Raw genomic sequence first — 22,622 nt, 5'->3', positions numbered from 1 at the left:
ACCACGGTCACAACAGCACGGATACGACACAGCCACCCCACCTCAGGAGTTCCTCATGGCACGCGCCACGATCTTTCATCAGATGCACGACGTCGGTATCGCCGCTTGGTTCGGCGGCACGCTGGCCAACGCCGTAGCACTCAACCCCGCCTCGTCGGAGGCAGGCATCTCGACGCGCGTCGGCGCCGTCGCCAACGCCGGCTGGGACAAGTGGACCCCCGTCAACGCCGCGGCGATCGGCGTTCACCTCATCGGCGCGGCCGGACTGCTCAAGCACGACCTCGGCCGGGCGAAGGTCCAGCAGGGCGTGCCGAGCATGGCCGTGACCAAGACGGTGCTCACCGTCGCGGCGCTCGGCGTGACCGCCTACAGCCGGGTGCTCGGCAAGAAGGTCTCCGAGCACCACGCCGTGCCCGCAGAGGACGGCACCACCCCCAACGCGACCACCCCGCCCGAGGTTGCCAGCGCGCAGAAGCAGCTCGCGGTGCTGCAGTGGGCCGTGCCTGCCCTGACCGGCGGAATCGTAGCGATCGGAGCCTTCGCGGCCGAGCAATACCGGCCCGAGGAAGTATCGAAGGGTCTGGTGCAGAGGTTGCTGCCCACCTCGTGACGGCATCGCCGCGGCCGACGGTCCTGATCACCGGCGCTTCGAGCGGCATCGGGCGGGCCACCGCGCTGCGGTACGCCGCGAGAGGTTGCCGGCTGGCGCTGGTGGCGCGCGGCGTGGCCGAACTCCGTTCGGTCGAGGTCGAATGCACGACGGAGGGCGCATCCGACGTCCTCGTGCAGTCGGCCGACATCGGTGCGGCCGATGAGGTCGACGCCGCGTTCGGCGCCGCCGTCGAGCGCTTCGGGTCGGTGGACGTCGTCGTGCAGAACGGTGCCGTCGCCGCCTTCGGTGAGTTCACCGACCTGCCTGCGGAGGTGTTCGACTCCGTCATCCGCACCAACGTCAACGGCGCGGCCAACGTGTCCCGCGCCGCGATGCGGCACTTCCGTGCCACCGGCCGGGGGCAGCTGGTGGTGATCGGCTCACTGCTCGGACACGCCGCGGTGCCGTACATGGGCGCCTACGTGATGAGCAAGTTCGCGATCACCGCCATGGTGCGCATGCTCAGGCAGGAGACCAGGCGGACGCCGGGCATCGCGGTGCACGGCATCTACCCGGGCGCCGTCGACACGCCGATCTACCCACGTTCGGCCAACTTCTTCGGCCGCCGCGCCAGGGTCCTGCCCGTGAAGGACGGGCCCGACAAGATGGCCCGCGCCATCGTCGCCGCGACCGACTCCAGCCGTTCGAGCGAGCATCAGGTCGGTCTGGTGAACCGCCCCATGCTCTTCGCATACCGTGCGCTGCCAAGGGCTTTCGACGTCATGGTCGGACCACTGCTCCGCCTCGGCGGCTTCCGTCGTGAACGGCAGGAACCGATGACGGGCAACGCCGTCGCGCCCAGCGAGGCCGTATGCACCCGGTGACCGAACAGTGCCCCAAGCGCATGCACTTCGGGCCGTGCGGCGGCGTGCGGCCCGACGGCCAGTGCGAGATGCGGCCCGGCCCATGCGTTTTCCCTGCACCCGTGACGTGGACCGGCGTCGTGCCCGATCTTGCGCCGGTGGCGGCACCACTGATCCTCACCGACTTCAGCTGCGTCCCGTTCGACCCCGAGGACGTCGAGGCCACCGCGGGAATCCTCGGCCCGTCGTGCGATGCCGTGCTGGTGGGTGAGCACCAGAACCGGCCCGACTTCCCGCCCACGCTGATGAGCCGCATGCTGCTCGATGCGGGTGCCACACCGTGGATCACGCTGTCGTGCCGCGACCGCAATCGCATCGTCCTCGAACAGGAACTGCGGGGGCTCTCGCTGCTCGGAGTGCCGACGGTGCTGTGCGTGACGGGTGACGGGCGGGGCTACGACGTGCGCCCCGACGTCACCCAGACGTTCGACCTCGACGGCCCCCGCCTGGTGTCGTTGGCGGCGTCGGTCGGCATGACGGCCGCGGTTCCGGAGACGCCGACGGCGCCACCAGTCGCGGGCAGGCCCACACGGCTGGTCGAGAAGCAGCGGGCAGGCGCGAGCCTTGCGGTGCTGAATCACGTTGCATCCCCGGCGATGGTGGCCGAGTTCATGGCTGCTGCGCGTGCGGCCGGGCTCGTCATTCCCGTCGTCGCCGCGGTCGCGGTGGTCACCGACGAGAGGTCGGCGGCCGTGTTGGCGGGTCTGCCCGGGCTGGCGCTGGACGACGCGATCGTCGACGGAATCCTCAGTGCCGCCGACCCAATCGAGGCCGGCATCGAGGCCGCCTGCGCCGAGGCGCGCGCACTGCTGTCGATCGACGGGGTGGAGGGCGTCAACGTCTCGGGCCTCGCGTCGGCCGCGGGCGGACGCATCGGCTCCGAGATCAAGGCCGAGGTCGGCAGACGGATTCGAGCGGAGGTACACGGTGGGTGACGCGATGTCGGCGGAGTTCGGGACCGTTGCGGAGTGGACTGCCGAGGTGGCCGTCGACATGGGCGAGGACTTCTACGTGCCCGCGGGATGCCGGGGCAGTGGCAGTCCCGCCGCACTCGACTGGCTGATGGAGGGGTTGGCGCTGCGCGCAGGCGACACCCTGCTGGACTGCGGGGCCGGGGTCGGCGGGCCGAGTGCCTATGCGGCCGAACACCGATCGGCGGCGCCCGTGCTGGTGGAGCCCGAAGCCGGCGCCTGCCGTGCCGCCCGCACCCTCTTCGGGCATCCGGTGGTTCAAGGCAGCGCGACCGCACTACCGTTCGCCGACCAATCGGTGGATGCGGCGTGGTCCCTCGGCGTCATGTGCACGATGAGCGACCACCTGACCCTGCTCACCGAACTGCGCCGGGTGGTCCGGTCGCCCGGGCGCATCGGCCTGCTGGTGTTCCTGGCCCGCGAATCCATCTCCGACGACGAGCAGCCGGAGGGCAACCACTTCCCCACGGCCGGCTCGCTCGTGGGCCACGTCGACGCGGCAGGGTTGCGCATCGAGGACTGGATCAGCACGGCCGACCTCCCCGCCATTCCCGAGCCCTGGCAGAACAGCCTCGACGAAGTCGACTCCGCGTTGGAGCAGCGCTACGGCGGGCAGCGGCTGTGGCAGGTGGCCGAAGAGCAGTCCGGCCGGATGGGGCGGTTGCTCGACGAGGGCAAGATCTCCGGGGCGCTGGTCAGCCTGCGGCACGGTTGAGCCGAGGCAGAAGTCTCCGATCACGTTTGCCCGAGTGGACGCTTGCGATAGTTTGATGATCTAGGCGACGGACCGGACCGCGGACAGCTGCGCCCGCCAGAAAGGTTCCCACGTGGGCGTGCGATCTGAATACCGGACATCCGACCACTACTACTGGCTGACGTCCTTCCTCGCCGCCCGGGGTTTGCAACGCGCCACCCAGCGCGCGGTCGTCACCGTGGTGGCCCTGCTCGCGACGATGCCGCTGCTGGTCATGGTCGGCACCGGCGGACCGCGCGACACCCTGCACGTCGTCCTCGCCATCCTCGTCACCGTGGGCGGCGCGGGAATCGTCTTTCTGTGGTCCCGACGCCGGTGGCCCAGCAGGACCCAGTCGGTGGCGTGCGCCATCGCCGCCACGGTCTGCATCTCCGTTGCGTGTCTCATCGGTCCCAGCCCCGCCGCCGGATTGCTCGGAGCGACGAGTTTCGCGATCCTGATCGCGCTGATTGCGTTCTTCCACACCGTGCGGCTGCTGACGTTCACGCTGGCGGTCGCCTTGGTCACGCTGGTGGTGCTTGCCGTTCGGGTCGGCTCGGCGGACCCGGCCCTGGCGATCAGCGGCACCTTGACGGTGGCGCTGATGTGCGGGTTCGTGGCGTTCGCGTGCCGGACGGCGATCCGCGTGATCGACTCCGACGTCCTGCACGGCGAGGTGGAGCCGCTGACCGGCCTGCTGGACCGCCGCGGGTTCGACGACCGGATCGCCACCTCGCTGAGCGCCCGCAGCAGGGAGGACGACCGCTACCTGGTCATCGCCGTCGTCAACCTCGACAGCTTCTCCCTCGTCACCGGGCTGCGCGGAGCGGCGGGCGGCGAGGAGGCCAGGGTCGTCGTCGCTCAGGCACTGCGCGAGACCGTGCGGCGGGAGGCGGTGCTCGCCCACGTCAGCGACGCCGAGTTCCTGGTCGGCGACCTGTTCACCGATCTCGACCCGACGCCGTTGGTCGAGCGGATCCGCGGCGCCATCGCGACTGCACCGTTGCGACTGACCGCCAGCCTCGGCGTCGTCAGCACGCCGTTGCTCCCGCTGGCCGGATATCCCGAGGCCGACGTGCTCGAGGAGCTGCTTACCATCGCGACGACGGCGATGTTCGACGCCCGCCGCGCGGGCGGCAATCAGATTCGGTGCGTGTTGGCGCCGCGGTTGACGGTGCTGGAACCTCCCGAGAATCCCTCGGTCTAGAGGTCTGGTGCTTCGGCGGCGGCCACCAACATGTCGGCCAGTCGGGCGGCCGCGGGGCTGATGTCCGTACGTTCCGGGCGGGCGAGGTAGATCTGCCAGTCGATGGGCGTGGCGAGCGGGATGCCGACCAGATCGTCGAATCGGGCGAGTTCGCTCACCGGCATGAACGCCGTGCCAAGGGCGTTGCGGATCAGCGCCGCGGGGACGGTGAAGTCGGCGGGCACCTCGTAGAGGGTGCGAGGGGTCAGCGCTGCCGCGGCGAATGCGTCGTCGACCAACCTCCTGATGCCGAAACCCTCGGGGAAGCCGACCAGGTTCTCGTCCGCCAACTCCGTGATGTCGACCCGCTTCCGGGCCGCGAGCCGGTGATCGGCGCGACAGGTGAACACCATCTGCTCCTGGGCGAGTAGGTGTAGGTCGATACCCGCCGGGAACCGGTTGGGTGCCGACACGAGCGCGAGGTCCAATGCGCCGTCGGCAATGGAGGTCATGTAGGACGACGATCCGGTCTGACTGAGCCGCAACCTGATTCGCACATGTGGGTGCGCGGAGTGGAAGTCGCCGAGGACCTTGGGTACGTCCAGCGCCCCGAACGTCACCAGGGAGCCGAAGTCCACGGTGCCGGTGAGATGGCCGCGGTAGTCGTGAAGCGCGTCCTTCGCCAGTCGGGCACTGCGTAGCAGTTGGCGCGCGTGCCTGCGGAGTTCCTCGCCGGCCGGGGTCAATCGGATCTGCTGGCGGGAGCGGTCGAACAGCTGGACTTCCAACTCCTCTTCCAGCTTCTTGATCGACGTCGATAGGGCCGATTGGACGACGTGGACGCGTTGCGCGGCCCGAGTGAAGCTCATGTCGTCGGCGACGGCCATGAAGTACTCGAGTTGACGCAGCTCCACCCCGACGAAGTTATCAGCCGTCGTGATGACCTCCCTGGACCCTGATCGACGTGTGCGATGCATCTGACTACAACGCCGGCGCCGCGTCGTGGATTCGCCCGGGCGTCTCGGTCATCTGCACTGACGATGACGATCATCGAAAACGATCGTTGGACGCGATGGCACTGCGCTGCTGTCATGAAGTGGTGACACCGTCGCCCCTCAGCCAGACAGCCGAATTCGAACGCGTGGTCAGTCCGATACGTGCCGAACTCCAACGCGTCGCACGCCGCTACACCGGCAACGCCCACGACGCGGAGGACCTCGTCCAGGAGACGCTCGCCAAGGCGTGGACCGGGTTCGGGTCGTTCGACCCGGGCACCAACCTGCGGGCCTGGCTGTTCCGCATCATGGTCAACACCTGGATCAGCGGCCACCGCCGGACCGAACGGCGACCGAAGGAACTGCTGACCGACACCTTCAGCGATGCGCAGTTGGCTCGGGACCGGTCCTCCGCTCGCCCGTCGGCCGAAGTCGAAGCGCTGCAGGGATTGCCCGGCGGGCGGCTGCGTCAGGCGTTCGCCGCACTGCCCGGCACGTTGTCGCGGGCCGTCTACTACGCCGACGTCGGCCAGTACGCCTACAAGGAGATCGCGGAGATCGAGGGCATCCCCCTCGGAACCGTGATGTCGCGAGTCCACCGGGCGCGCAAGCAATTGCGCTTGGCCCTGAGCGACCTCGCCCCGACACCCAACGCCGCGCAAGACTCCGCCACCGCGGCATGACCAAGCCCCGCGTGGAACCCCGAACGAAGAGGAGCACCATGACCAACCCCCGCGTCCGCATGGCGGCGGTCACCGCCCTTGCCGCCATCACCGCCGCCGCCTGCGTCTACGAGGCGGGCATCGCCCGCAGCGACGATGGTGGCACCGACGGCGTCACCAGAGTCGAATTGCAGCGCACCCCGGCTCCCACCCCAGGATTCGACATCGTGCAGACCCGAGTCGAGATCCCCGTCGGCAAGCAGTCGGGGCGGCATTCGCATCCGGGTCCCGAGATCGGGTACATCGTCGCAGGGGAGGTCGACATCGTCTTCGACGACCGGCCCGCCGAGAACCTCCACACAGGCGATCCGTTCCTCGTCCCGGCAGGCGTGATCCACGACGCGATCAACGTCGGCGACGTTGCGACGATGATGCTGTCGACGTATGTGATCCCGACAGGCCAGCCACTCGTCGCGTCGCACTAGTAGCCGGCGACCTCGATGACGGCGTCGGCGAACCGACGCGGCGCCTCCTGGGGCACGTTGTGTCCGATGCCGTCGAGGACCCGGTGCGCGTACTTACCGGTGAACCGCTGCCGGTAGGCGCTGCCGTCCTTGGCCGGCCCGTCGAAGTCACTGGACACCGTGATCGTCGGAACGGTGATCGCCGGCTTGGCCGCGAGGCGGCGCTCGAGGTCGTCGTACTGCGGCTCGCCGGGCGTGAGACTCTGCCGCCACCGGTAGTTGTGAATGACGACGTCGACGTGGTCGGGGTTGTCGAAGGACGCAGCCGTGCGGTCGTACGTCGCATCGTCGAATGACCACAGCGGAGAGGCGTTTCGCCAAATCAGCCGGTTGAAGTCGCGGGTGTTCGCCCTGTAGCCCCTCTCGCCCCGATCGGTGGCGAAGTAGTACTGGTACCACCAGCCGTACTCGGCCTGGGGATTCAACGGTTCGAGGTTGGCCTCGAGGTTCACGACGATGTAGCCACTGACGGCGACCAGCGCGCGAACGCGCTCGGGCCACAGCGCGGCGACCACGTCGGCCGACCTGGCGCCCCAGTCGAACCCGGCGAGAATCGCGTCCGGGATGTCGAGCGCGTCCATCAGCGCGAGGACGTCGCTCGCCACGGCCGCTTGCTGGCCATTGCGCATCGCCGTGTCCGACAGGAACCGCGTACTGCCGAATCCTCGTACGTAGGGCGCGATCACGCGAAAGCCGCGCTGAGCGAGCAACGGTGCGACGTCGACGAAGCTGTGGATGTCGTACGGCCACCCGTGTAGCAGAATCACCGGCTGACCGTCGGGCGGCCCGTCCTCGGCGTACCCGACGTCGAGTACACCGGTTTGAATCCGGCCCATGGACCGAAAGCCGGTATTGCCGAGGGACTCTGGTGCCGCCGCCGACGGAGCTGCGAGGGCGGTGGCCGTTCCCGCCGCGGTGAGCCCGACCATCGCAGCGAATCCTCGCCTGTTGATCACGATGCCCAGTTCAACACGCTGGGGCGGTAGCCGGAGGGCTTGTCGCCGACCCTGACCGCCGGGCTGATGAGCTGGTGCTGGTACTCGGGAGTGAACATCCGGTAGAGCGACTGCGGCGGCACGGCGCTGGCCGCGTCGAGGCGGGCACGCAGCTCGGCGGGGAGTTCCACGTCCATCGCGGCGATCGACGCATCGAGTTGGGTGACGCTGCTCGCACCCACGATCGCCGACGCGATACCCGGCTGGGTGGCTGCCCAGTTGATGGCGACTTGCGCCATGGAGACGCCCAGCTCGTCCGCGACCTCGCCGAGCGGTTCGAGGATGCCCCACTCACGCTCGGTCAGTGACAGCCCCGACGTCCCCGGAATGCTCAACCGTCCCTCCCCCGAAGCGCCCTTGCCGTCATACCGGTACTTGCCACTGAGGAAGCCACCGCCCAGCGGGCTCCACGCCGAGATGCCCATGCCCAGCACCTGACCCATCGCGACGTGTTCGGTCTCGATCGTCCGATCGACCAGCGAGTAGGGCAACTGCACGTTTACCGCCGGCGTGAGCGCATGGGCGTCGGCGAAGGTCTGTCCATGGGCCGCATACCAACTCGGTACGTCGGAGAATCCCGCGTAGCGAATCTTGCCCGCTCGAACCAGGTCGTCGAAGGTACGCATCACCTCCTGCACGGGCGTGATCCGGTCCCACGTGTGCAACAGGAACAGGTCGACGTAGTCGGTGCCCAGGCGGCGCAGCGAGTCCTCGAGCGCACGGACCATGTGCTTGCGTCCGTTGCCGCCGGAGTTGGGGTCGCCGGGGTCGACGGCGTTCGTGAACTTCGTCGTGAGAACGATCCGGTCACGCGCCCCCGTCTCGGCGATGAGCGCCCCGAGGATCGTCTCGCTCTCGCCTGCGGTGTAGAAGTCCGCCGTGTCGATGGAGTTCCCGCCCGCCTCCAGGTAACGACGAAAGATGGGACGGACGTCGTCGATGGTCTTGCCGTACGCGGCGTGGTAGCCGCTAGTGCCGAAGTTCATGGTGCCCAACGACAGCGGGCTGATTCGTAGTCCGGAGCGGCCGAGGAGGTAGTAGCGATCGAGTGCCATGCCCGGTGAAACGCCCATGCGCCGCATTCGATTCACCCCGGCGCACTCGTCACCCAGTGAATCAGTTCGCGTCGCTCGGCGTTGCACGGCACAGGCGACCGCGACGCCGGTCGCATCGATTGAAAGAGGACCTGCTCGTGGACATGCGACTCGAAGTCATCGTCATCCCCGTCGCCGACGTGGACCGCGCGAAGACGTTCTACGAATCACTCGGCTGGCGCCTCGACGCCGACTTCAGCACCGGGCCGGACTTCCGCGTCGTCCAGGTGACCCCGCCCGGGTCGTCGGCGTCGGTCATCTTCGGCACGGGCACCAGCGCCGCAGCACCGGGGTCGACGTCCGGGCTGCACCTCGTCGTCTCCGACGTCGAGCAGGCGCGCGCCGAACTCGCCGGGCGCGGCGTCGACGTCAGTGAGGTCTTCCACGACTCGAACGGCGTGTTCCACCGCGCCGGAACCGCCGGACGCGTGCCCGGTCCCGATCCCCAGCGAAACAGCTATGGCTCCTTCGCCTCGTTCGACGACCCCGACGGCAATCAGTGGCTCCTGCAGGAGGTGACGACGCGCCTTCCCGGGCGCTGACACGCCGGGGCCACACCTGTTGCGGCATGTCAGCACACCGCTTACTGTTGCGCAGTACGCATTAGTTGCTCTATACGCAACAGGAGCAGGTCATGGCCCAGCCCAAGGTCGTCGTCATCGGCGCGGGAATCGTCGGCACGTCGCTGGCCGACGAACTCACCTCCAGGGGATGCACCGACGTCACCGTCCTGGACCGTGGCCCGATGTTCGCCACCGGCGGGTCCACCTCGCACGCCCCCGGCCTGGTGTTCCAGACCAACGGCTCGAAGACCATGACCGAGTTCGCCAGCTACACCGTGGAGAAGTTCGTCGAACTCGGCGCATTCGACCAGGTGGGCGGCCTCGAAGTGGCGACCACCGAGGCTCGCTGGACCGAACTGCACCGCAGGCACGGCTGGGCGCGGGCCTGGGGCGTTCCCGGCGAGCTGATCGACCCCGCGGCCTGCAAGGCACTGCACCCGCTCCTCGACGAGAGCCGAATCCTGGGCGGATTCCACACCCCGACCGACGGACTGGCCAGGGCGCTGACCGCTGCCACCGCGCAGGCTGACCGGGCCACGAGCCGCGGCGCGCGCTTCCTCTCCCATCAAGAGGTGACCGACGTCCTCGACCGGGACGGCCGGGTGGTCGGCGTGCGGACCGCTGCCGGTGACGAGTTCGACGCCGACGTCGTGGTCTCGGCCGCAGGATTCTGGGGCGCCCAACTCGGTGCCCGGGTCGGACTCACCGTGCCGCTGGTCCCCATGGCTCACCAGTACGCCAAGACCGGTCAACTGCCGGAGTTGCGCCGCGACGGGTCGGACGACGATCCGCGACTGCCGATTCTGCGCCATCAGGACCAGGACCTCTACTACCGCGAGCACGGCGATCGGCTTGGCATCGGCTTCTACGGCCACCGCCCGATGCCGGTGGACATGACGACGCTGTTGACCGATTCGGCAGGCGAAGCGATGCCGTCGATGCTGCCGTTCACCGACGACGACTTCGCACCCGGCTGGGCGGCCAGTGCGGATCTGCTTCCTGCACTTGGTGATTCGAAGGTCGAAGAGGGCTTCAACGGCATCTTCTCGTTCACCCCCGACGGGTTCTCGATCATGGGCGAGCACCGCGACCTTCCCGGGTTCTGGGTGGCCGAGGCGGTGTGGGTGACTCACTCCGCAGGCGTGGCCAAGGCCATGGCCGAGTGGATCCTGGACGGCGCCCCGACCACCGACGTCCACGAGTGCGACCTGTACCGATTCGAAGAGCCCGCGAAGAGCCCCGAGTTCATCCTGAAGACGAGTTCGCAGGCCTTCGTCGAGGTGTACGACATCCTCCATCCGCACCAGTACCGCAGCGACCCGCGCAATCTGCGCGTGAGCCCCTTCCACCGGCGCCAAGAGGAACTCGGCGCCCACTTCTTCGAAGGTGGCTGCTGGGAGCGCCCCGCCTGGTACGAGGCGAACGCCGAGTTGGTCGACGAACTGGCCACTGCCGGCGTCGACTTCCCGGAACGCGACGACTGGTCCGGCCGGTTCTACTCGCCGATCTCGATCGCCGAGGCGCGCTGGACCCGCGAGCACGTCGCGCTGTACGACATGACGCCGCTGACCCGCTACGAGGTCAGTGGACCCGGCGCCTGCGAATTCCTGCAGCGGATGACGACCAACAACGTCGACAAGCGCACGGGCTCGGTCACCTACACGCTGATGCTCGACGAAACCGGCGGCATCCGAAGCGATCTGACCGTGGCCCGGCTCGGCGACGAGCTGTTCCAGGTCGGCGCCAACGGTCCCCTCGACATGGACTGGCTGCGCAGGCACCTGCCGCCCAGCGGCGTCACCGTCCGCGACGTCACCGGCGCCACCTGTTGCGTGGGCGTGTGGGGCCCGAGGGCCCGCGACGTGGTCGCGCCACTGTGCGCCGCCGACATCTCACACGAGGCGTTCGGCTACTTCCGCGCCGTCCAGACGTTCATCGGCTCGGTGCCGGTGACGATGATGCGCGTCTCATACGTCGGTGAACTGGGCTGGGAGATCTACGCTTCCGCCGAGCACGGCCTGAAGCTGTGGGACCTGCTGTTCGACGCGGGACGCGACCACCGCGCGATCGCGGCCGGACGCATTGCCTTCAACAGCCTGCGGCTGGAGAAGGGCTACCGCGCGTGGGGTACCGACATGACGACCGAACACCAGCCCGGCGCGGCGGGAGTCGGCTTTGCGGTGTCGGCCAAGAAGGGCGACTTCCTCGGCAAGTCGGCGCTCGACGCCGCCGTGCCGCCGTCGAAGGTGCTGCGCAGCATCGTGTTCGACGACCCAAGCGCAGTGGTGCTCGGCAAGGAACCCGTCACCCTCGCCGGTGCCGACGGCGCGACGGTCGGTTACGTCACCAGCGCCGGCTACTCCGCGACCGTCGGCCGCAGCATCGCCTACGCCTGGCTCCCGGCCGACGTCAAGGTCGGCGACGCGGTGCGCGTCGACTATCTGACCGAAACTTACAGCGCCACGGTGCATTCCGAACCGGTGGTGGATCCCGAGATGAAGCTGATTCGCCGATGAGCGCTTGCGCGAAGAGCAGAGGACCCCGATGAAGGAAAGCGCATACGACGTCATCGTGATCGGGCTGGGCGGCATGGGCAGCGCGGCCGCCTATCACCTGGCACGACGCGGCACCCGGGTACTGGGGCTGGAGAAGTTCACCCCGGCGCATGATCGTGGGTCTAGTCACGGCGGGTCCCGAATCATCCGGCAGTCCTACTTCGAGGACCCCGCATACGTGCCGCTGCTGTTGCGCGCCTATGAGCTCTGGGAGGAACTCGCCGGGCTCAGCGGGCTCGAGGTCTACAAGATGACCGGCGGCCTGTTCATCGGTCCGCCCGAGTGCCTCACCGTGGCGGGCAGCCTCCGTGCGGCCCGGGAGTGGTCGCTGGACCACGAGGTGCTCGACGCGAGCGAGGTCCGCCGGCGGTTCCCCACGTTCACGCCCGGGACCGACGACGTCGCGGTCTACGAGTCCAAGGCCGGATTCGCCCGACCGGAGATGACCGTGCAGGCGCACATCGACCTCGCCGCGCGCGAGGGCGCCACCCTGCGCTTCGGCGAGGAGGTCACGGGCTGGTCGGACGGGCCACGGGGCGTCACCGTGACCACCGGATCCGGCACGTACACCGCAGGCCAGCTGGTGATCTGCCCCGGCGCGTGGGCACCAGAGCTGCTCACCGACCTCGGCATCCCGATCACCATCGAGCGGCAGGTGCTCTACTGGCTCGACCCCGCCGGGGGCATCGGGCCGTTCGAGGACCACCCGATCTACATCGACGAGAACGCCAGCGGCCAACAGATCTACGGCTTCCCGGCCATCGACGGGCCCGCGGGCGGCGTCAAGACCGCGTTCTTCCGCAAGGGCCAGGTGTGCACCCCCGACACCATCGACCGGACCGTGCGCGCCGGCGAAGTCGACGAGATGCGCGACCGGGTGACGCAACTGCTGCCCGCCCTGTCGGGCCCCGCCGTGCACACGGCCACCTGCATGTACTCCAACACCCCAGACGAGCACTTCGTCATCACCCGCCCACACGACTACGACAACGTCACCGTCGCATGCGGGTTCTCCGGCCACGGCTTCAAGTTCGTGCCCGTCGTCGGCGAAGTGCTGGCCGACCTCGCGACCACGGGCGCGACCGCCCATCCCATCGGACTCTTCGACCCGCGACGGCTGGTGACCACGTGACGACCATCGACGACCCCCAACCGACCGGCCTGGCCGCCGCCGTCGCCCCGACCGGCAGTTCACTGGTACCGACCCTGGCCGGTGACTACTACTGCAGCCCAGCGAAATTCGACGCCGAACAGGACCTCATCTTCGAACGCATGTGGTTCTGTGCGGTCCGCAGTGCAGATCTGCCCGAGCCGAGCGCGTTCCGCAAGGTTCAGGTCGGTCGCGAGAGCGTGCTCGTCGTCCGCGGGCGGAACGGCACGCTCAATGCCTTCCTGAACGTCTGCCGTCACCGTGGCGCCATGCTGTGCACCGAGGACTTCGGAGTCGCCAAGCGCCACCTGAAGTGCCCGTACCACGCCTGGACCTATGGACTCGACGGAAAGCTCGCCGCCGCACCGAATCTCGGCTCACTCACCGATGCGACGGGGGCGCGCATCGACCGTACGGAGTACGGCCTGATCAAGGTCGCGCTGCGGGAGTGGCTCGGATACGCGTGGGTGTGCCTGGCCGCGGAACCCCCGTCGTTCGAGAACGACGTCATCGGCACCGTCACGCGACGCCTCGGGCGCCCGGAGGCCATCGAGGGCTACGGCATCCCGGAACTGTCGGTCGGTCGTCGGGTGGTCTACGACGTCAAGGCCAACTGGAAGCTCATCGTCGAGAACTTCATGGAGTGCTACCACTGCGCGACGATCCACCCGGAACTCACCGAGGTGCTGCCCGAGTTCGCCGACGGTCTCGCCGCCCAGTACTTCGTCGGCCACGGCGCGTTGTTCGGCGAGGACGTCGAGGGCTTCACCGTCGACGGCAGCGCGGGACTCGACCCGATTCCCGGCGTGACGGCCGAGCAGGACCGCCGCTACTACGCGATCACGGTGCGGCCGAACGTGTTCGTCAGCCTGGTGCCCGACCACGTGATCTTCCACCGGATGTATCCCATGGCCGCCGACCGCACGGTGGTCGAGTGCGACTGGCTCTACCTGCCGCAGGTGGTCGAGGAAGGCCGCGACCTCGACCGGTCCGTCGAGCTGTTCCACCGGGTCAATCTGCAGGACTTCGACGCCTGCGAACGCACCCAACCCGCCATGTCGTCGCGGGGCTACCGGGCGGGCGGCGTGCTGGTGCCGTCGGAGCACCACATCGGCGAATTCCATGACTGGGTGGTCGCCATGCTGCACGGCTAAGGGCGGCGACTGACGAGCGCTTGCGCGAGGAGAAGACCGGCACAGGGCGGAGAGCAAATGACGATTGCCTACACTGAACGGAACATGCCCCGGCTCAGCGATCAATCCGCGCCTCGGGAGAAGTCCGTTGCCGCCGTCCAATCGGTCGACCGCGCGCTGACGGTGCTCGAGATCCTGGGCAAGCTGGGCACCGCCGGCGTTACCGAAATTGCCCTTGAACTGGGCGTACACAAGTCGACGGTGTCACGGTTGATCGCGGTCCTCGAGTCCCGCGGATTCGTCGAACAGCTGTACGACCGTGGCAAGTACCGCCTGGGGTTCGCAATCGTCCGACTGGCGGGCTCGACCAGCGCGCAGATGGACCTGGCAAAGGAAAGTCAGGCGATCTGCGCCCACCTCGCCGAGCGCAGCGGTGAGACCACCAACGTCGCCGTACTCGACGGGAACCGCATCGTGAACGTCGTCGAGTCCCACGGCCCGGCCGAGATCACGCTGCGCAGCTGGGTTGGCCAGAACTGCCCGGCGCACACGACGTCGAGCGGCAAGGTCCTTCTTGCCGCACTGTCCGCCGAGGAGCTGCGCGCACTATTGCCGCACGCACTGGAGACGTTCACGCCCAACACCATCGCCGACATCGGCGCGTTGGAGGAGGAGTTGGCCCTGGTCCGCGAAGTCGGATGGGCCAGTGTGCGCGAGGAACTCGAGGTCGGCCTCAATGCAGTGGCGGCGCCGATCCGCGACCACACCGGCAATGTGGTTGCGGCGATGAGCGTTTCGGGCCCGGCCTACCGCCTGGAGCCCTCCCGCTTCGAACTCGTCGCGGAGATGACCGTCGCATCGGCCGCCGCGGTCAGCAGACGTCTCGGACACGTGGGATAGAGATCATCGACGCAAACGCCCGAGTTGACACCGACTGCCCCGCGGAGCAAGGTCGGATCTCGCGTTTGCCGGGCGTTCAGTACCCGTTCAATGTTGAATGAGCAACGAATGCATCCGCATGCGTCGCATTGCCGCCTGTACGTCGCACAACCGCTGACAGGACTCGAGGGAAGTACGACATGTCGCTAGATACGAACAGCGCCTCCGAACCAAAGTCCGTCCCCGTCACGGAGAGTGGGCCCGCCGGGCCAGGGTCGGTCGGTAGCGGACGACACCCGCTGGAACCGCTGACCGAGCGGATCGCCCCGGCCGATGCGCATCCCGGCCGCGACTGGGTCGTCTTCGGCGTCACCGGCGTGCTGTCCATCGCATTCGTGCTGTGGGGGCTGCTCGACACGTCCAGCCTCTCCACGGTGTCGGCCAACGCCAAGGATTCACTGATCAAGAGCCTCGGCTGGTTCTTCGTGCTCGCCGCGAGCTTCTTCGTGATCTACGTGCTGTGGCTCGCCGCAAGCAAGTACGGCCGCATCCCCCTGGGGTGCGACGACGAGGAACCCGAGTTCCGGACGGTGTCCTGGATTGCGATGATGTTCAGCGCGGGCATGGGCATCGGCCTGATGTTCTGGGGCGTGGCCGAGCCGCTCAACCACTTCGTGACACCACCGCCGGGCACCAGCGAGGCGCAGTCCGACGAGGCGTTCCAGACCGCGATGGCGACCACGATGTTCCACTGGGGCCTGCATCCGTGGGCGATCTACGCGGTGGTCGGCCTCGCCATCGGCTACGGCATGTACCGCAAGGGTCGCTCGGGTCTGCTGTCCGCGGCGTTCACGTCGCTGTTCGGCGACCGCGCCAACGGCCCGGCGGGCAAGGTCATCGACATCCTCGCGATCTTCGCGACGCTGTTCGGGTCTGCCGCCTCCCTGGGCCTCGGCGCCCTCCAGATCGGCGACGGCCTCGTGTTCAACGGGTGGGTCGGCACCGTCGGCACGCCGATCCTGGTCACGGTCATCGCCGTGCTGACGATCGCGTTCGTGCTGTCGGCGGTGTCTGGCATCGCGCGGGGCATTCAGTGGCTGTCGAACATCAACATGGTTCTGGCACTCGTGCTGGCGCTGTTCGTGTTCGTCGCGGGCCCGACGCTGCTGATCCTCAACCTGATCCCCAGCGCGCTGGGCGATTACGTGCGGGACTTCGTCGCGATGAGTTCGCGCACCGACGCCAACGGTGACGCCGAACTGGCAGGCTGGCTCTCGGGCTGGACGATCTTCTACTGGGCCTGGTGGGTGTCGTGGACGCCGTTCGTCGGCATGTTCATCGCGCGGATCAGCCGCGGGCGCACCATCCGTCAGTTCGTCACCGGCGTGCTGCTGGTCCCGACGATGGTCAGCCTGGTGTGGTTCGCGATCTTCGGCGGCTCGGCCATCGAGCGGCAGCGGACGTTCGGCGATCTCGTCGACGCCGACGGTGCCGTTGACAGCACCGGCTCGCTGTTCAAGCTGCTCGACACGATGCCGCTGGCGGGCATCACGACCGTGCTGGTCATGGTGCTGGTGGCGATCTTCTTCGTCTCGGGCGCCGACGCCGCGTCCATCGTGATGGGCTCGCTGTCGGAGAAGGGCTCGCACGATCCGCGGCGCAGCACCGTCGTGTTCTGGGGCACGCTGACCGGGGCGGTCGCGGCGATCATGCTGATCATCGGCGGTGGTGGAGCGGATGCGCTGACGGGCCTGCAAAACCTGACGATCGTCGCGGCGGTTCCGTTCGTGCTCGTGATGGTGCTGCTGTGCGTGGCCCTCTACAAGGACCTTCGCACCGACCGCATCGTCGCCGTCGACAGGCGCAGCACCGAACTCGTCGAGCGTGCCGTGGTGACCGGCGCAGGTCAGTACGGTGACGACTTCGAACTCGTCACCGCCGAGTCCCGCGAGCCCGATCCGACTACAGGTAGGGATCAGCCCACGCGCTGACGATCCGGGCCGCACGTGCGGCCTGGTTCTTGCCGGTGAGCAGGTGATCGGCGCCTTCGAGCGAGACGAAGCTGCGGGGGTGGCGCGCCGCCTGGAAGATGTCGCTGGCGTTGGCGATTCCGACGGTATTGTCGGTCGGCGAGTGCATCACCAGTAGCGCCCGGCGCAGGGTGCTGATCTTCTCGGTGAGGTCTGCGGCGCGGACGTCCTCGATGAAGTGCTTCTTGAGGGTGAGCGCCTTGCCGCCGACCGGGAACGGCGCCTCGCCCTCTGCCTCGATCCGCTCGAGCAGGGCGTCGTAGTTGTGCTCGACGTGCGCGGGATCGTAGGGCGCCCCGATGCTGGCGACCGCGGCGACGGTGTCGCATTCGCGGGCCGCGGCGATGGCTGCCGCGCCACCGAATGAGTGCCCGACGAGCAGCCGCACCTCGCGGCCGGAGTCGTTCATGAACTCGACGGCGCGCACGGTGTCGGCGACCTTGTGCGAGAACGACCCGTCACCCCAGTCGCCGTCGGAGCCGCCGAGGCCGAGGTTGTCGAAGCGGAGCATGCCGACGCCCTCGCTCGCGAGTTGCTTGCACATGCGGCTCGCGGCGGGGCAGTCCTTGCCGAGAGTGAAGCCGTGCGCGAAGACGCCCCACCCGCGGACCTCGCCCGCGGGCACGTCGATGGTGCCGGCCAACTCGGGGCCGGTGGTGCTGGGGAATCGAACGCGCTCGGCCACGCGGACATCCTCTCACCGGGGGTGGGCGTGGGCGCCGCGACTTCTCGACGGTCGAGTGTGAAACTCACGACGCTTTACGCGGGTAAACCGTCGTGACGTTCACACTCGGCGCGCTATTCCCCCTATTCCTTGGAGTAGTCGCTACTCAACCAGTGCTCGGGGCGCATGCGGATGATCACCGAGTTCGGGTTCAGGCTCCCGCCGACGAACGCCCGACCGTCATCCTCGCCGAGGTAGCGGACGGCGATCGCGAGGGCAGTGGCCTCGTCGGCGGGGTCGATCGACGTCACCGGGCCCTCGGCGGTCCACAGCAGCACATCGCCACCCGGCTCGTAGCCGTACCAGATCGGCACCGCGAGCGGCGCACGGTCCTGCCGCTCGACGGCGATCACGCCCACGTGCAGCTCCGCCAGGAACGCCTCGCGCTCCTCGCCGGTCATCTTCGCCATCGTCGATCCCCTTCGCTGTCGGCAGTCGTGTGATGCAACCCACAGCGGAACCGCCCGATTCCCGGCGCTGCTCAGCCGGTACGACGGGTCACGCGCACCGGGATGTTGCCCTGGCGTGGCAGGCCGGAGATCGCGTCGTACTCGACGTCGGTGGGGACCAGCCGTCCGACGTTGCTTCCGCGTTCGCGGACCTCGCTGTCCTCCGACGGCAAGCCGCCGAACGCGTGGTGCATGGCGATGACGTCGCGGCGCAGGGTGTCGTCGGCCTCGACGACGCTGGGGATGAAGTCGTGCGGCGACGTGACGGTCACCAGGTCGCCGGACACCAGGCCCAGCGCATCGATCGCGTCGGGATGCATGTACGCCGGGTTGTAGGGCTTGCCGCCGTTGAGCTTGGCGAGGTTGGTGCCCGAGGAGTTCATGAAGCTGCCGTGCCGTCGCGGGATGAGCCGCAGCGGGAACGCCGTGTCGCCGCGGGCTGCGTCGAAGTCCTCGGCCATGACGTCGGCGAGTTCGGCGAGCATGACGGCGTTGCCGACGTCGAGGCGATCGGTGCAGCCGGGATCACGCTCGGCGACGACGGCGTCGACGTCGAACACCTTGCCGTGCGGGTGGGCGGCGACGTCCGCGAGCGGGACGCGGGAGTTCGCGCACATCTCCTCGAACAGCTCCTCGGTCGTGAGCTGGGTGTCGCCGTCCATGGTCACGACCACGGGCGCCGACTCCATGAACCGGCCGCCACCGGCACCGAAGAAGTTGACGAAGAACATCTGCAGTTCCATGCGCTTGGCCAAGCCCAGGAAGAACTTCCACTCCTCCATCAGGTCGCTGCCCTCGGGAGGGTCGACCAGGCGCGGCGCGTACTGCGCGTAGGCGGCCGGGATGCCGGTGCCGCTGGCGTAGTACTTGATGAGTTCGCTGCCCTGGGTCATGGCCGGCGTCTCCATCTGCATCATCGGTGCGATGACGTAGTCGGCGAGCCGCGACGTCAGCGACATCTCGGTGTCGAGCGTGACCAGCAGGTCGAGAGACTCCAACGCGCGGTGGGTCTTTCGCTGATCCGGCCAGGCTGCCATCGGATTGCCGCCGACGCAGATCAATGCCCTGACCCGACCCTCGCCCTCCAACAGGATCTCGTCTGCCAGCGCGGCGGTCGGCATCCCGGCCACCGTGTCGGTGAGCCCGCGGACGCGCAGCCGCTCGCCGTAACCCCAACCCTCGTAGGGCGGGTGCGCCTGCGCCTTGGCGGTGTAGGCGGGCATCAACGTGTTCGGGCGGGTGACGCGCTCGCCGGCGCGCTGCCATCGACCGCAGATGGTCGTCAAGGACAGACACAGATACTCGAGCAGGTTGCCGTGCAGCCCGAAGTTGGCGCCCGTACCGGCGTTCACCATGCCGCGGCGGTCGCCGAACGTGGCGAACAGTCGTGCCGCGTCGATCAGCTGCTCGACCGGGACGTCGGCGCGCTGGGCCGCGTACTCCGGCGTGAACCCCGAGACGGCCGAGGCCAACTCCTCGAAGCCCGCGACATGCTCGGCGAGGAAGTCGTTGTCGCACAGATTCTCTCGGATGATCCAATTGATCATCCCCGCAATGATAGTGACGTCCTCGCCAGGGCGGGGCTGAATGTGGATGGCCGCGCGCGCAGCGGTCTGCGACCGGCGCGGATCGATCACGACGAGCTTCATCCCCCGGCCGATGGCGGACCGCAGATTCTGGCCCGGGTTCTGGCCGGGAATGCCGATCGCCTTGGACACCAGTGGGTTGGTCCCGACGAGCATCCAGCTGTCGGCCTCGTCGAACGGGACGTCCCCGCCCAGCCAGTGCCCGTGGGCGGCCAGCGCGATCTGCTTGCCCGGCTGATCGATCGTGTTGGCGGTGAAGAACATCGGTGATTCGATGGCGCGAATGAAGGCATTGGCGGTCAGCGGGCTCGCCGGGTAGGGCAGACAGTTCGTGCCGATGTAGAGCGCCACCGAGCGCGGCCCGTAGGCGTCGATGAGGTGCCGTAGCCGTTCGGCGATCTCGTCGGTCGCGCGTTCGGCGTCGATCGCCGCGTACGTCCCGTCCGGTTGGCGCTTTTGGCTGTGCAGCAGGCGTGACGGGTTGTTGTGGATGTCCGGCAGCGCCCGGCCCTTGCTGCAGGTGTAGCCCTTGAACATCGGGTTGTCCGGGTCGCCGGTCACCTTCGCGAGCCTGCCGTCGACGACGGTGGCCAGCACCCCGCAGTGTGCGGAGCAGATGCGGCAAATGCCCGGCCGCGTGGTCGTTCCTGGCGTGCTCATGTGCGCGATGCTAGGCGAGTGCCCAGCACGCAGTGGTGGAATCGGCCGCGTCGTCACACTCGGGTTCGTTGGACCGGCTTACCCTGGGTCGATGAGCGTGTCCGAGCAGCGCGCCGGGGTCGACCTGACCAACCTCGATCAGACGCTGGGTCCCGACGCAGGCGCTACGAAGCGGGACCTGGTCGACTATCTCGACGCGGTGTCCGACCGGATGTTGCCTGGGCTCGCAGGCAGGCCGTTGACGGTGCTGCGGGCGTTGCGCGGCAGGGCGCCGTTCATGCAGAAGAACGCGTCGAAGTACACGCCGGACTGGATCAAGACGGTGACCATCTGGGCGGAGGCATCACACCGCGAGGTGCACTACCCGCTGTGCGACGACCGGCGGACCCTGCTGTGGCTGGCCAATCAGCGGGCGATCGAGTATCACCCGACGCTCGGGTTGGCGGACAACGTGTACCGGCCAACGCATCTCGTGCTCGACCTGGACCCGCCGGGCGACGGACCGTTCAGCGCGGTCGTCGCCGTCGCGCACCTGGTGCACCAGGCGCTCCGGGACTCTGGGCTCGAGGGTGCCGTGAAGACCAGTGGCGCCAAGGGAATTCACGTCTTCGTGCCCATCGACGATGCGGCACCCGTCGAGGACGTCGCGGCCGCGACGCGCGCGTTGGCGGCCCGGGCCGAGGCGCTGGACCCGAGGATCGCGACGACGGCATTCATCGTCGAAGACCGCGAGGGCAAGGTGTTCGTCGACTCGACGCGTGCCGGGGGCGCCACCGTCGCCGCCGCCTACAGCCCCCGCCTACGGCCGGGCACGCCGGTGTCGTTCCCACTGGACTGGTCGGACATCGACGACGTGTCACCGGCCGACTTCACCGTGCACACGGCCGTTGCCGCGCTGGGCGATCGCGATCCGTGGAACGACGCGATGCCCGCCCCACAGCGACTGCCGGACGACCTCATCGAGCAGGGGCGCGGGATCCCGGTGGCCCGGGTGGCCGCAATGCACGAGGGCAAACGACGCGCCCGGGCCCGACGGGCCGCCGACTCCGAGACCTCTGACTAGAGGCGGCCGACCGCGTATGCGGCGCCCTGGTTCACCAGCCCGTTCACGCCATAGAGACCGTGAGAGATCGAGGGCAGGCCGTTGAAGTTGCCCTCGCAGATGTTGTCGCCGGGGTTGCACAGATCGAGCGTCTTCGGCTGGAACAGCGGGCCGATCTCGATGGCGGGCGCGCCGTACTTGTCCAGGAACTGTCCCGACGGCTTGCCGAACAGCACCACTGCGGCGACCTTGTCGGCGACCTCCGGCGACAGCGGCGCAGGAACCAGATCGGCGGGCACGCCCGCGGGCACCGATGCCGACGTGGTGAATCCGGTGACGACGGCGCCCTGAGAGTAGCCGCCGAGGATCAGCCGGGTGTTGGGGCAATTGGCCGCCATGAAGTCGACGCGCTGGCCTTCGTCGCGGACGCCGTCGATGACGGTCCGCGCGAACGCCTCGCGGTCGTCGAAGTTGCTGCCCGCGGCGTAGTTGACCGCGTAGACGCCGACCGACCGGCCGCCGGCCTGGGCACGCACCGAATCGACGAACTGCTGGCCGACGCCACCCACGCCTACTTGCTCACCGGTACCGCGGGCGAAGATCACCTCGGCGTCGGGGCAGGCCACCGGCTCGGCGGAGGCCGCCGGAGCGAGCGCACCCAGCGTCACGGCCCAGGCACCGGTGGCCGCCATCGCCAGTGAGCGAACGAATCGTCGACCTGTCATTCGGGAACTCCTCTTCACGCATTCCGGCGGCGACTGCCGCCCAGGCGATCAATACCCGAGGCTGAACTGGTCAAACCGCGCGCAGCGGTCCGGCGCGTGACGTCGTCCGCTCGAGACCCCCAACCGCGGGCAGCAACGCGAGCTAGCCGGCTGCCTGCAGCCGGGTCGCGACGAAGCGCCGCACCCACTCCGGGGAGTAGAACTCGCCGAACCGGCGGGGGTCGTCGATCACCTCGTCGGCCCAGTGCCCGTCGGTGTCCTCGGTGACGGCGACGGGACCGACGAAGATGTTGCCGCTGAACGTCACGTCGCGCGGGCCCGCCGGGGTATGGAGCCGGACGCGGTAGCTGACGTATCCGCCTTCGCCGGCGATGCGCTCGATCTCGCGTACGCGTGCGTCGTCCACTGCTACGGCCCCCTAGTCGTCTCGACCACATTCCGGCACCGGGTG

At 68.5% G+C, this 22,622-nt stretch carries 22 protein-coding genes; 14 read left to right on the top strand and 8 right to left on the bottom strand.

The genetic code is table 11. The features are described from left to right. The first annotated feature begins 55 nt into the window (after window positions 1-55). From LOK44_RS16475 to LOK44_RS29985, 5 genes are all read left to right on the top strand, one after another. Window positions 56-610, top strand: a complete 555-nt coding sequence (locus tag LOK44_RS16475) for a hypothetical protein (protein ID WP_237571155.1) — start codon at window positions 56-58, stop codon at window positions 608-610. After that, complete coding sequence (locus LOK44_RS16470; RefSeq protein WP_237571153.1) at window positions 607-1,476, top strand: SDR family NAD(P)-dependent oxidoreductase; 870 nt, start codon at window positions 607-609, stop codon at window positions 1,474-1,476. Before LOK44_RS16475 ends, LOK44_RS16470 begins: the two co-directional genes overlap by 4 nt. Further along, window positions 1,464-2,450 (top strand): methylenetetrahydrofolate reductase C-terminal domain-containing protein, encoded by a 987-nt coding sequence (locus LOK44_RS16465; protein WP_237571151.1) that lies wholly within the window; start codon window positions 1,464-1,466, stop codon window positions 2,448-2,450. The genes LOK44_RS16470 and LOK44_RS16465 overlap by 13 nt, the downstream gene beginning before the upstream one ends. Then, window positions 2,443-3,201: a class I SAM-dependent methyltransferase gene (locus tag LOK44_RS16460; protein ID WP_237571149.1), complete on the top strand. Its 759-nt coding sequence runs from the start codon at window positions 2,443-2,445 to the stop codon at window positions 3,199-3,201. Before LOK44_RS16465 ends, LOK44_RS16460 begins: the two co-directional genes overlap by 8 nt. 112 nt (window positions 3,202-3,313) lie before the next feature. Next, on the top strand, window positions 3,314-4,426 hold the full coding sequence (locus LOK44_RS29985) for a GGDEF domain-containing protein (RefSeq protein ID WP_237571147.1): 1,113 nt from the start codon (window positions 3,314-3,316) through the stop codon (window positions 4,424-4,426). On the opposite strand, the gene LOK44_RS16450 is transcribed toward LOK44_RS29985, so the two are convergent. Further along, window positions 4,423-5,319, bottom strand: coding sequence for a LysR family transcriptional regulator (locus tag LOK44_RS16450; protein WP_237571145.1), 897 nt, complete (start codon window positions 5,317-5,319; stop codon window positions 4,423-4,425). The two genes, LOK44_RS29985 and LOK44_RS16450, sit on opposite strands and share 4 nt — an antisense overlap. Window positions 5,320-5,504: 185 nt before the next feature. On the opposite strand from LOK44_RS16450, the gene LOK44_RS16445 reads away from it, so the two are divergent. Continuing rightward, window positions 5,505-6,083 carry a sigma-70 family RNA polymerase sigma factor gene (locus LOK44_RS16445; RefSeq protein WP_237571143.1) on the top strand — a complete coding sequence of 193 codons (579 nt, stop codon included), beginning with the start codon at window positions 5,505-5,507 and terminating at the stop codon, window positions 6,081-6,083. 38 nt (window positions 6,084-6,121) lie between these two features. Further along, window positions 6,122-6,547 (top strand): cupin domain-containing protein, encoded by a 426-nt coding sequence (locus LOK44_RS16440; protein ID WP_237571141.1) that lies wholly within the window; start codon window positions 6,122-6,124, stop codon window positions 6,545-6,547. Here LOK44_RS16440 and LOK44_RS16435 read toward each other — a convergent pair. Both LOK44_RS16435 and LOK44_RS16430 read right to left on the bottom strand, forming a co-directional pair. Next, on the bottom strand, window positions 6,544-7,422 hold the full coding sequence (locus tag LOK44_RS16435; protein ID WP_372481256.1) for an alpha/beta fold hydrolase: 879 nt from the start codon (window positions 7,420-7,422) through the stop codon (window positions 6,544-6,546). The genes LOK44_RS16440 and LOK44_RS16435 overlap by 4 nt on opposite strands. Before the next feature lie 116 nt (window positions 7,423-7,538). Continuing rightward, a complete protein-coding gene (locus LOK44_RS16430) occupies window positions 7,539-8,654 on the bottom strand; it encodes an aldo/keto reductase (protein ID WP_237571136.1) in 1,116 nt (371 codons plus the stop codon). A gap of 125 nt (window positions 8,655-8,779) precedes the next feature. On the opposite strand from LOK44_RS16430, the gene LOK44_RS16425 reads away from it, so the two are divergent. The 6 genes from LOK44_RS16425 (at window position 8,780) to LOK44_RS16400 (ending at window position 16,946) form a co-directional block, all read left to right on the top strand. Further along, a complete protein-coding gene (locus LOK44_RS16425; RefSeq protein ID WP_237571203.1) occupies window positions 8,780-9,217 on the top strand; it encodes a VOC family protein in 438 nt (145 codons plus the stop codon). A gap of 92 nt (window positions 9,218-9,309) precedes the next feature. Further along, window positions 9,310-11,754, top strand: a complete 2,445-nt coding sequence (locus LOK44_RS16420; RefSeq protein WP_237571135.1) for a GcvT family protein — start codon at window positions 9,310-9,312, stop codon at window positions 11,752-11,754. Between the two features lie 28 nt (window positions 11,755-11,782). Then, window positions 11,783-12,925 carry an N-methyl-L-tryptophan oxidase gene (gene solA / locus LOK44_RS16415; RefSeq protein WP_237571134.1) on the top strand — a complete coding sequence of 381 codons (1,143 nt, stop codon included), beginning with the start codon at window positions 11,783-11,785 and terminating at the stop codon, window positions 12,923-12,925. Continuing rightward, window positions 12,922-14,097, top strand: coding sequence for an aromatic ring-hydroxylating oxygenase subunit alpha (locus LOK44_RS16410; RefSeq protein WP_237571133.1), 1,176 nt, complete (start codon window positions 12,922-12,924; stop codon window positions 14,095-14,097). Before solA ends, LOK44_RS16410 begins: the two co-directional genes overlap by 4 nt. Window positions 14,098-14,181: 84 nt before the next feature. Continuing rightward, window positions 14,182-14,976 carry an IclR family transcriptional regulator gene (locus LOK44_RS16405; RefSeq protein WP_237571132.1) on the top strand — a complete coding sequence of 265 codons (795 nt, stop codon included), beginning with the start codon at window positions 14,182-14,184 and terminating at the stop codon, window positions 14,974-14,976. A gap of 179 nt (window positions 14,977-15,155) precedes the next feature. Next, window positions 15,156-16,946 (top strand): BCCT family transporter, encoded by a 1,791-nt coding sequence (locus tag LOK44_RS16400; RefSeq protein WP_237571131.1) that lies wholly within the window; start codon window positions 15,156-15,158, stop codon window positions 16,944-16,946. Here the strand turns inward: LOK44_RS16400 and LOK44_RS16395 are convergent. The 3 genes from LOK44_RS16395 to LOK44_RS16385 all read right to left on the bottom strand — a co-directional run bounded on the left by LOK44_RS16395 (window position 16,918) and on the right by LOK44_RS16385 (window position 20,404). Beyond that, the gene (locus LOK44_RS16395) at window positions 16,918-17,670 is read right to left on the bottom strand and encodes an alpha/beta hydrolase family protein (protein ID WP_237571129.1); all 753 of its coding nucleotides are present in this window, start codon (window positions 17,668-17,670) and stop codon (window positions 16,918-16,920) included. The two genes, LOK44_RS16400 and LOK44_RS16395, sit on opposite strands and share 29 nt — an antisense overlap. A 122-nt stretch (window positions 17,671-17,792) precedes the next feature. Next, complete coding sequence (locus LOK44_RS16390) at window positions 17,793-18,119, bottom strand: pyridoxamine 5'-phosphate oxidase family protein (protein ID WP_237571128.1); 327 nt, start codon at window positions 18,117-18,119, stop codon at window positions 17,793-17,795. A 71-nt stretch (window positions 18,120-18,190) separates the two neighbouring features. Continuing rightward, complete coding sequence (locus tag LOK44_RS16385) at window positions 18,191-20,404, bottom strand: molybdopterin-containing oxidoreductase family protein (protein ID WP_237571127.1); 2,214 nt, start codon at window positions 20,402-20,404, stop codon at window positions 18,191-18,193. A 91-nt stretch (window positions 20,405-20,495) separates the two neighbouring features. On the opposite strand from LOK44_RS16385, the gene LOK44_RS16380 reads away from it, so the two are divergent. After that, window positions 20,496-21,467, top strand: a complete 972-nt coding sequence (locus LOK44_RS16380; protein ID WP_237571126.1) for a DNA polymerase domain-containing protein — start codon at window positions 20,496-20,498, stop codon at window positions 21,465-21,467. Here LOK44_RS16380 and LOK44_RS16375 read toward each other — a convergent pair. Continuing rightward, complete coding sequence (locus LOK44_RS16375; protein ID WP_283817829.1) at window positions 21,464-22,171, bottom strand: cutinase family protein; 708 nt, start codon at window positions 22,169-22,171, stop codon at window positions 21,464-21,466. The genes LOK44_RS16380 and LOK44_RS16375 overlap by 4 nt on opposite strands. 142 nt (window positions 22,172-22,313) lie before the next feature. Further along, window positions 22,314-22,577, bottom strand: a complete 264-nt coding sequence (locus LOK44_RS16370; RefSeq protein ID WP_237571125.1) for a hypothetical protein — start codon at window positions 22,575-22,577, stop codon at window positions 22,314-22,316. Between the last annotated feature and the right edge of the window lie 45 nt (window positions 22,578-22,622).

The sequence above is a fragment of the Mycolicibacterium lacusdiani genome (assembly GCF_021916785.1).
Taxonomy (GTDB): domain Bacteria; phylum Actinomycetota; class Actinomycetes; order Mycobacteriales; family Mycobacteriaceae; genus Mycobacterium; species Mycobacterium lacusdiani.
This window is presented reverse-complemented; position numbering and strand designations above follow the sequence as displayed.

What these genes read in the sequence shown, in the direction of transcription:
- LOK44_RS16475 (WP_237571155.1), top strand. Translation starts at nt 56, where the DNA reads ATGGCACGCGCCACGATCTTTCATCAGATGCACGACGTCGGTATCGCC.
- LOK44_RS16465 (WP_237571151.1), top strand. Translation starts at nt 1,464, where the DNA reads ATGCACCCGGTGACCGAACAGTGCCCCAAGCGCATGCACTTCGGGCCG.
- LOK44_RS16440 (WP_237571141.1), top strand. Translation starts at nt 6,122, where the DNA reads ATGACCAACCCCCGCGTCCGCATGGCGGCGGTCACCGCCCTTGCCGCC.
- LOK44_RS16435 (WP_372481256.1), bottom strand. Translation starts at nt 7,422, where the DNA reads ATGGGCCGGATTCAAACCGGTGTACTCGACGTCGGGTACGCCGAGGAC.
- LOK44_RS16430 (WP_237571136.1), bottom strand. Translation starts at nt 8,654, where the DNA reads ATGGGCGTTTCACCGGGCATGGCACTCGATCGCTACTACCTCCTCGGC.
- LOK44_RS16425 (WP_237571203.1), top strand. Translation starts at nt 8,780, where the DNA reads ATGCGACTCGAAGTCATCGTCATCCCCGTCGCCGACGTGGACCGCGCG.
- LOK44_RS16420 (WP_237571135.1), top strand. Translation starts at nt 9,310, where the DNA reads ATGGCCCAGCCCAAGGTCGTCGTCATCGGCGCGGGAATCGTCGGCACG.
- solA (WP_237571134.1), top strand. Translation starts at nt 11,783, where the DNA reads ATGAAGGAAAGCGCATACGACGTCATCGTGATCGGGCTGGGCGGCATG.
- LOK44_RS16405 (WP_237571132.1), top strand. Translation starts at nt 14,182, where the DNA reads ATGCCCCGGCTCAGCGATCAATCCGCGCCTCGGGAGAAGTCCGTTGCC.
- LOK44_RS16400 (WP_237571131.1), top strand. Translation starts at nt 15,156, where the DNA reads ATGTCGCTAGATACGAACAGCGCCTCCGAACCAAAGTCCGTCCCCGTC.
- LOK44_RS16390 (WP_237571128.1), bottom strand. Translation starts at nt 18,119, where the DNA reads ATGGCGAAGATGACCGGCGAGGAGCGCGAGGCGTTCCTGGCGGAGCTG.
- LOK44_RS16385 (WP_237571127.1), bottom strand. Translation starts at nt 20,404, where the DNA reads ATGAGCACGCCAGGAACGACCACGCGGCCGGGCATTTGCCGCATCTGC.
- LOK44_RS16380 (WP_237571126.1), top strand. Translation starts at nt 20,496, where the DNA reads ATGAGCGTGTCCGAGCAGCGCGCCGGGGTCGACCTGACCAACCTCGAT.
- LOK44_RS16375 (WP_283817829.1), bottom strand. Translation starts at nt 22,171, where the DNA reads ATGACAGGTCGACGATTCGTTCGCTCACTGGCGATGGCGGCCACCGGT.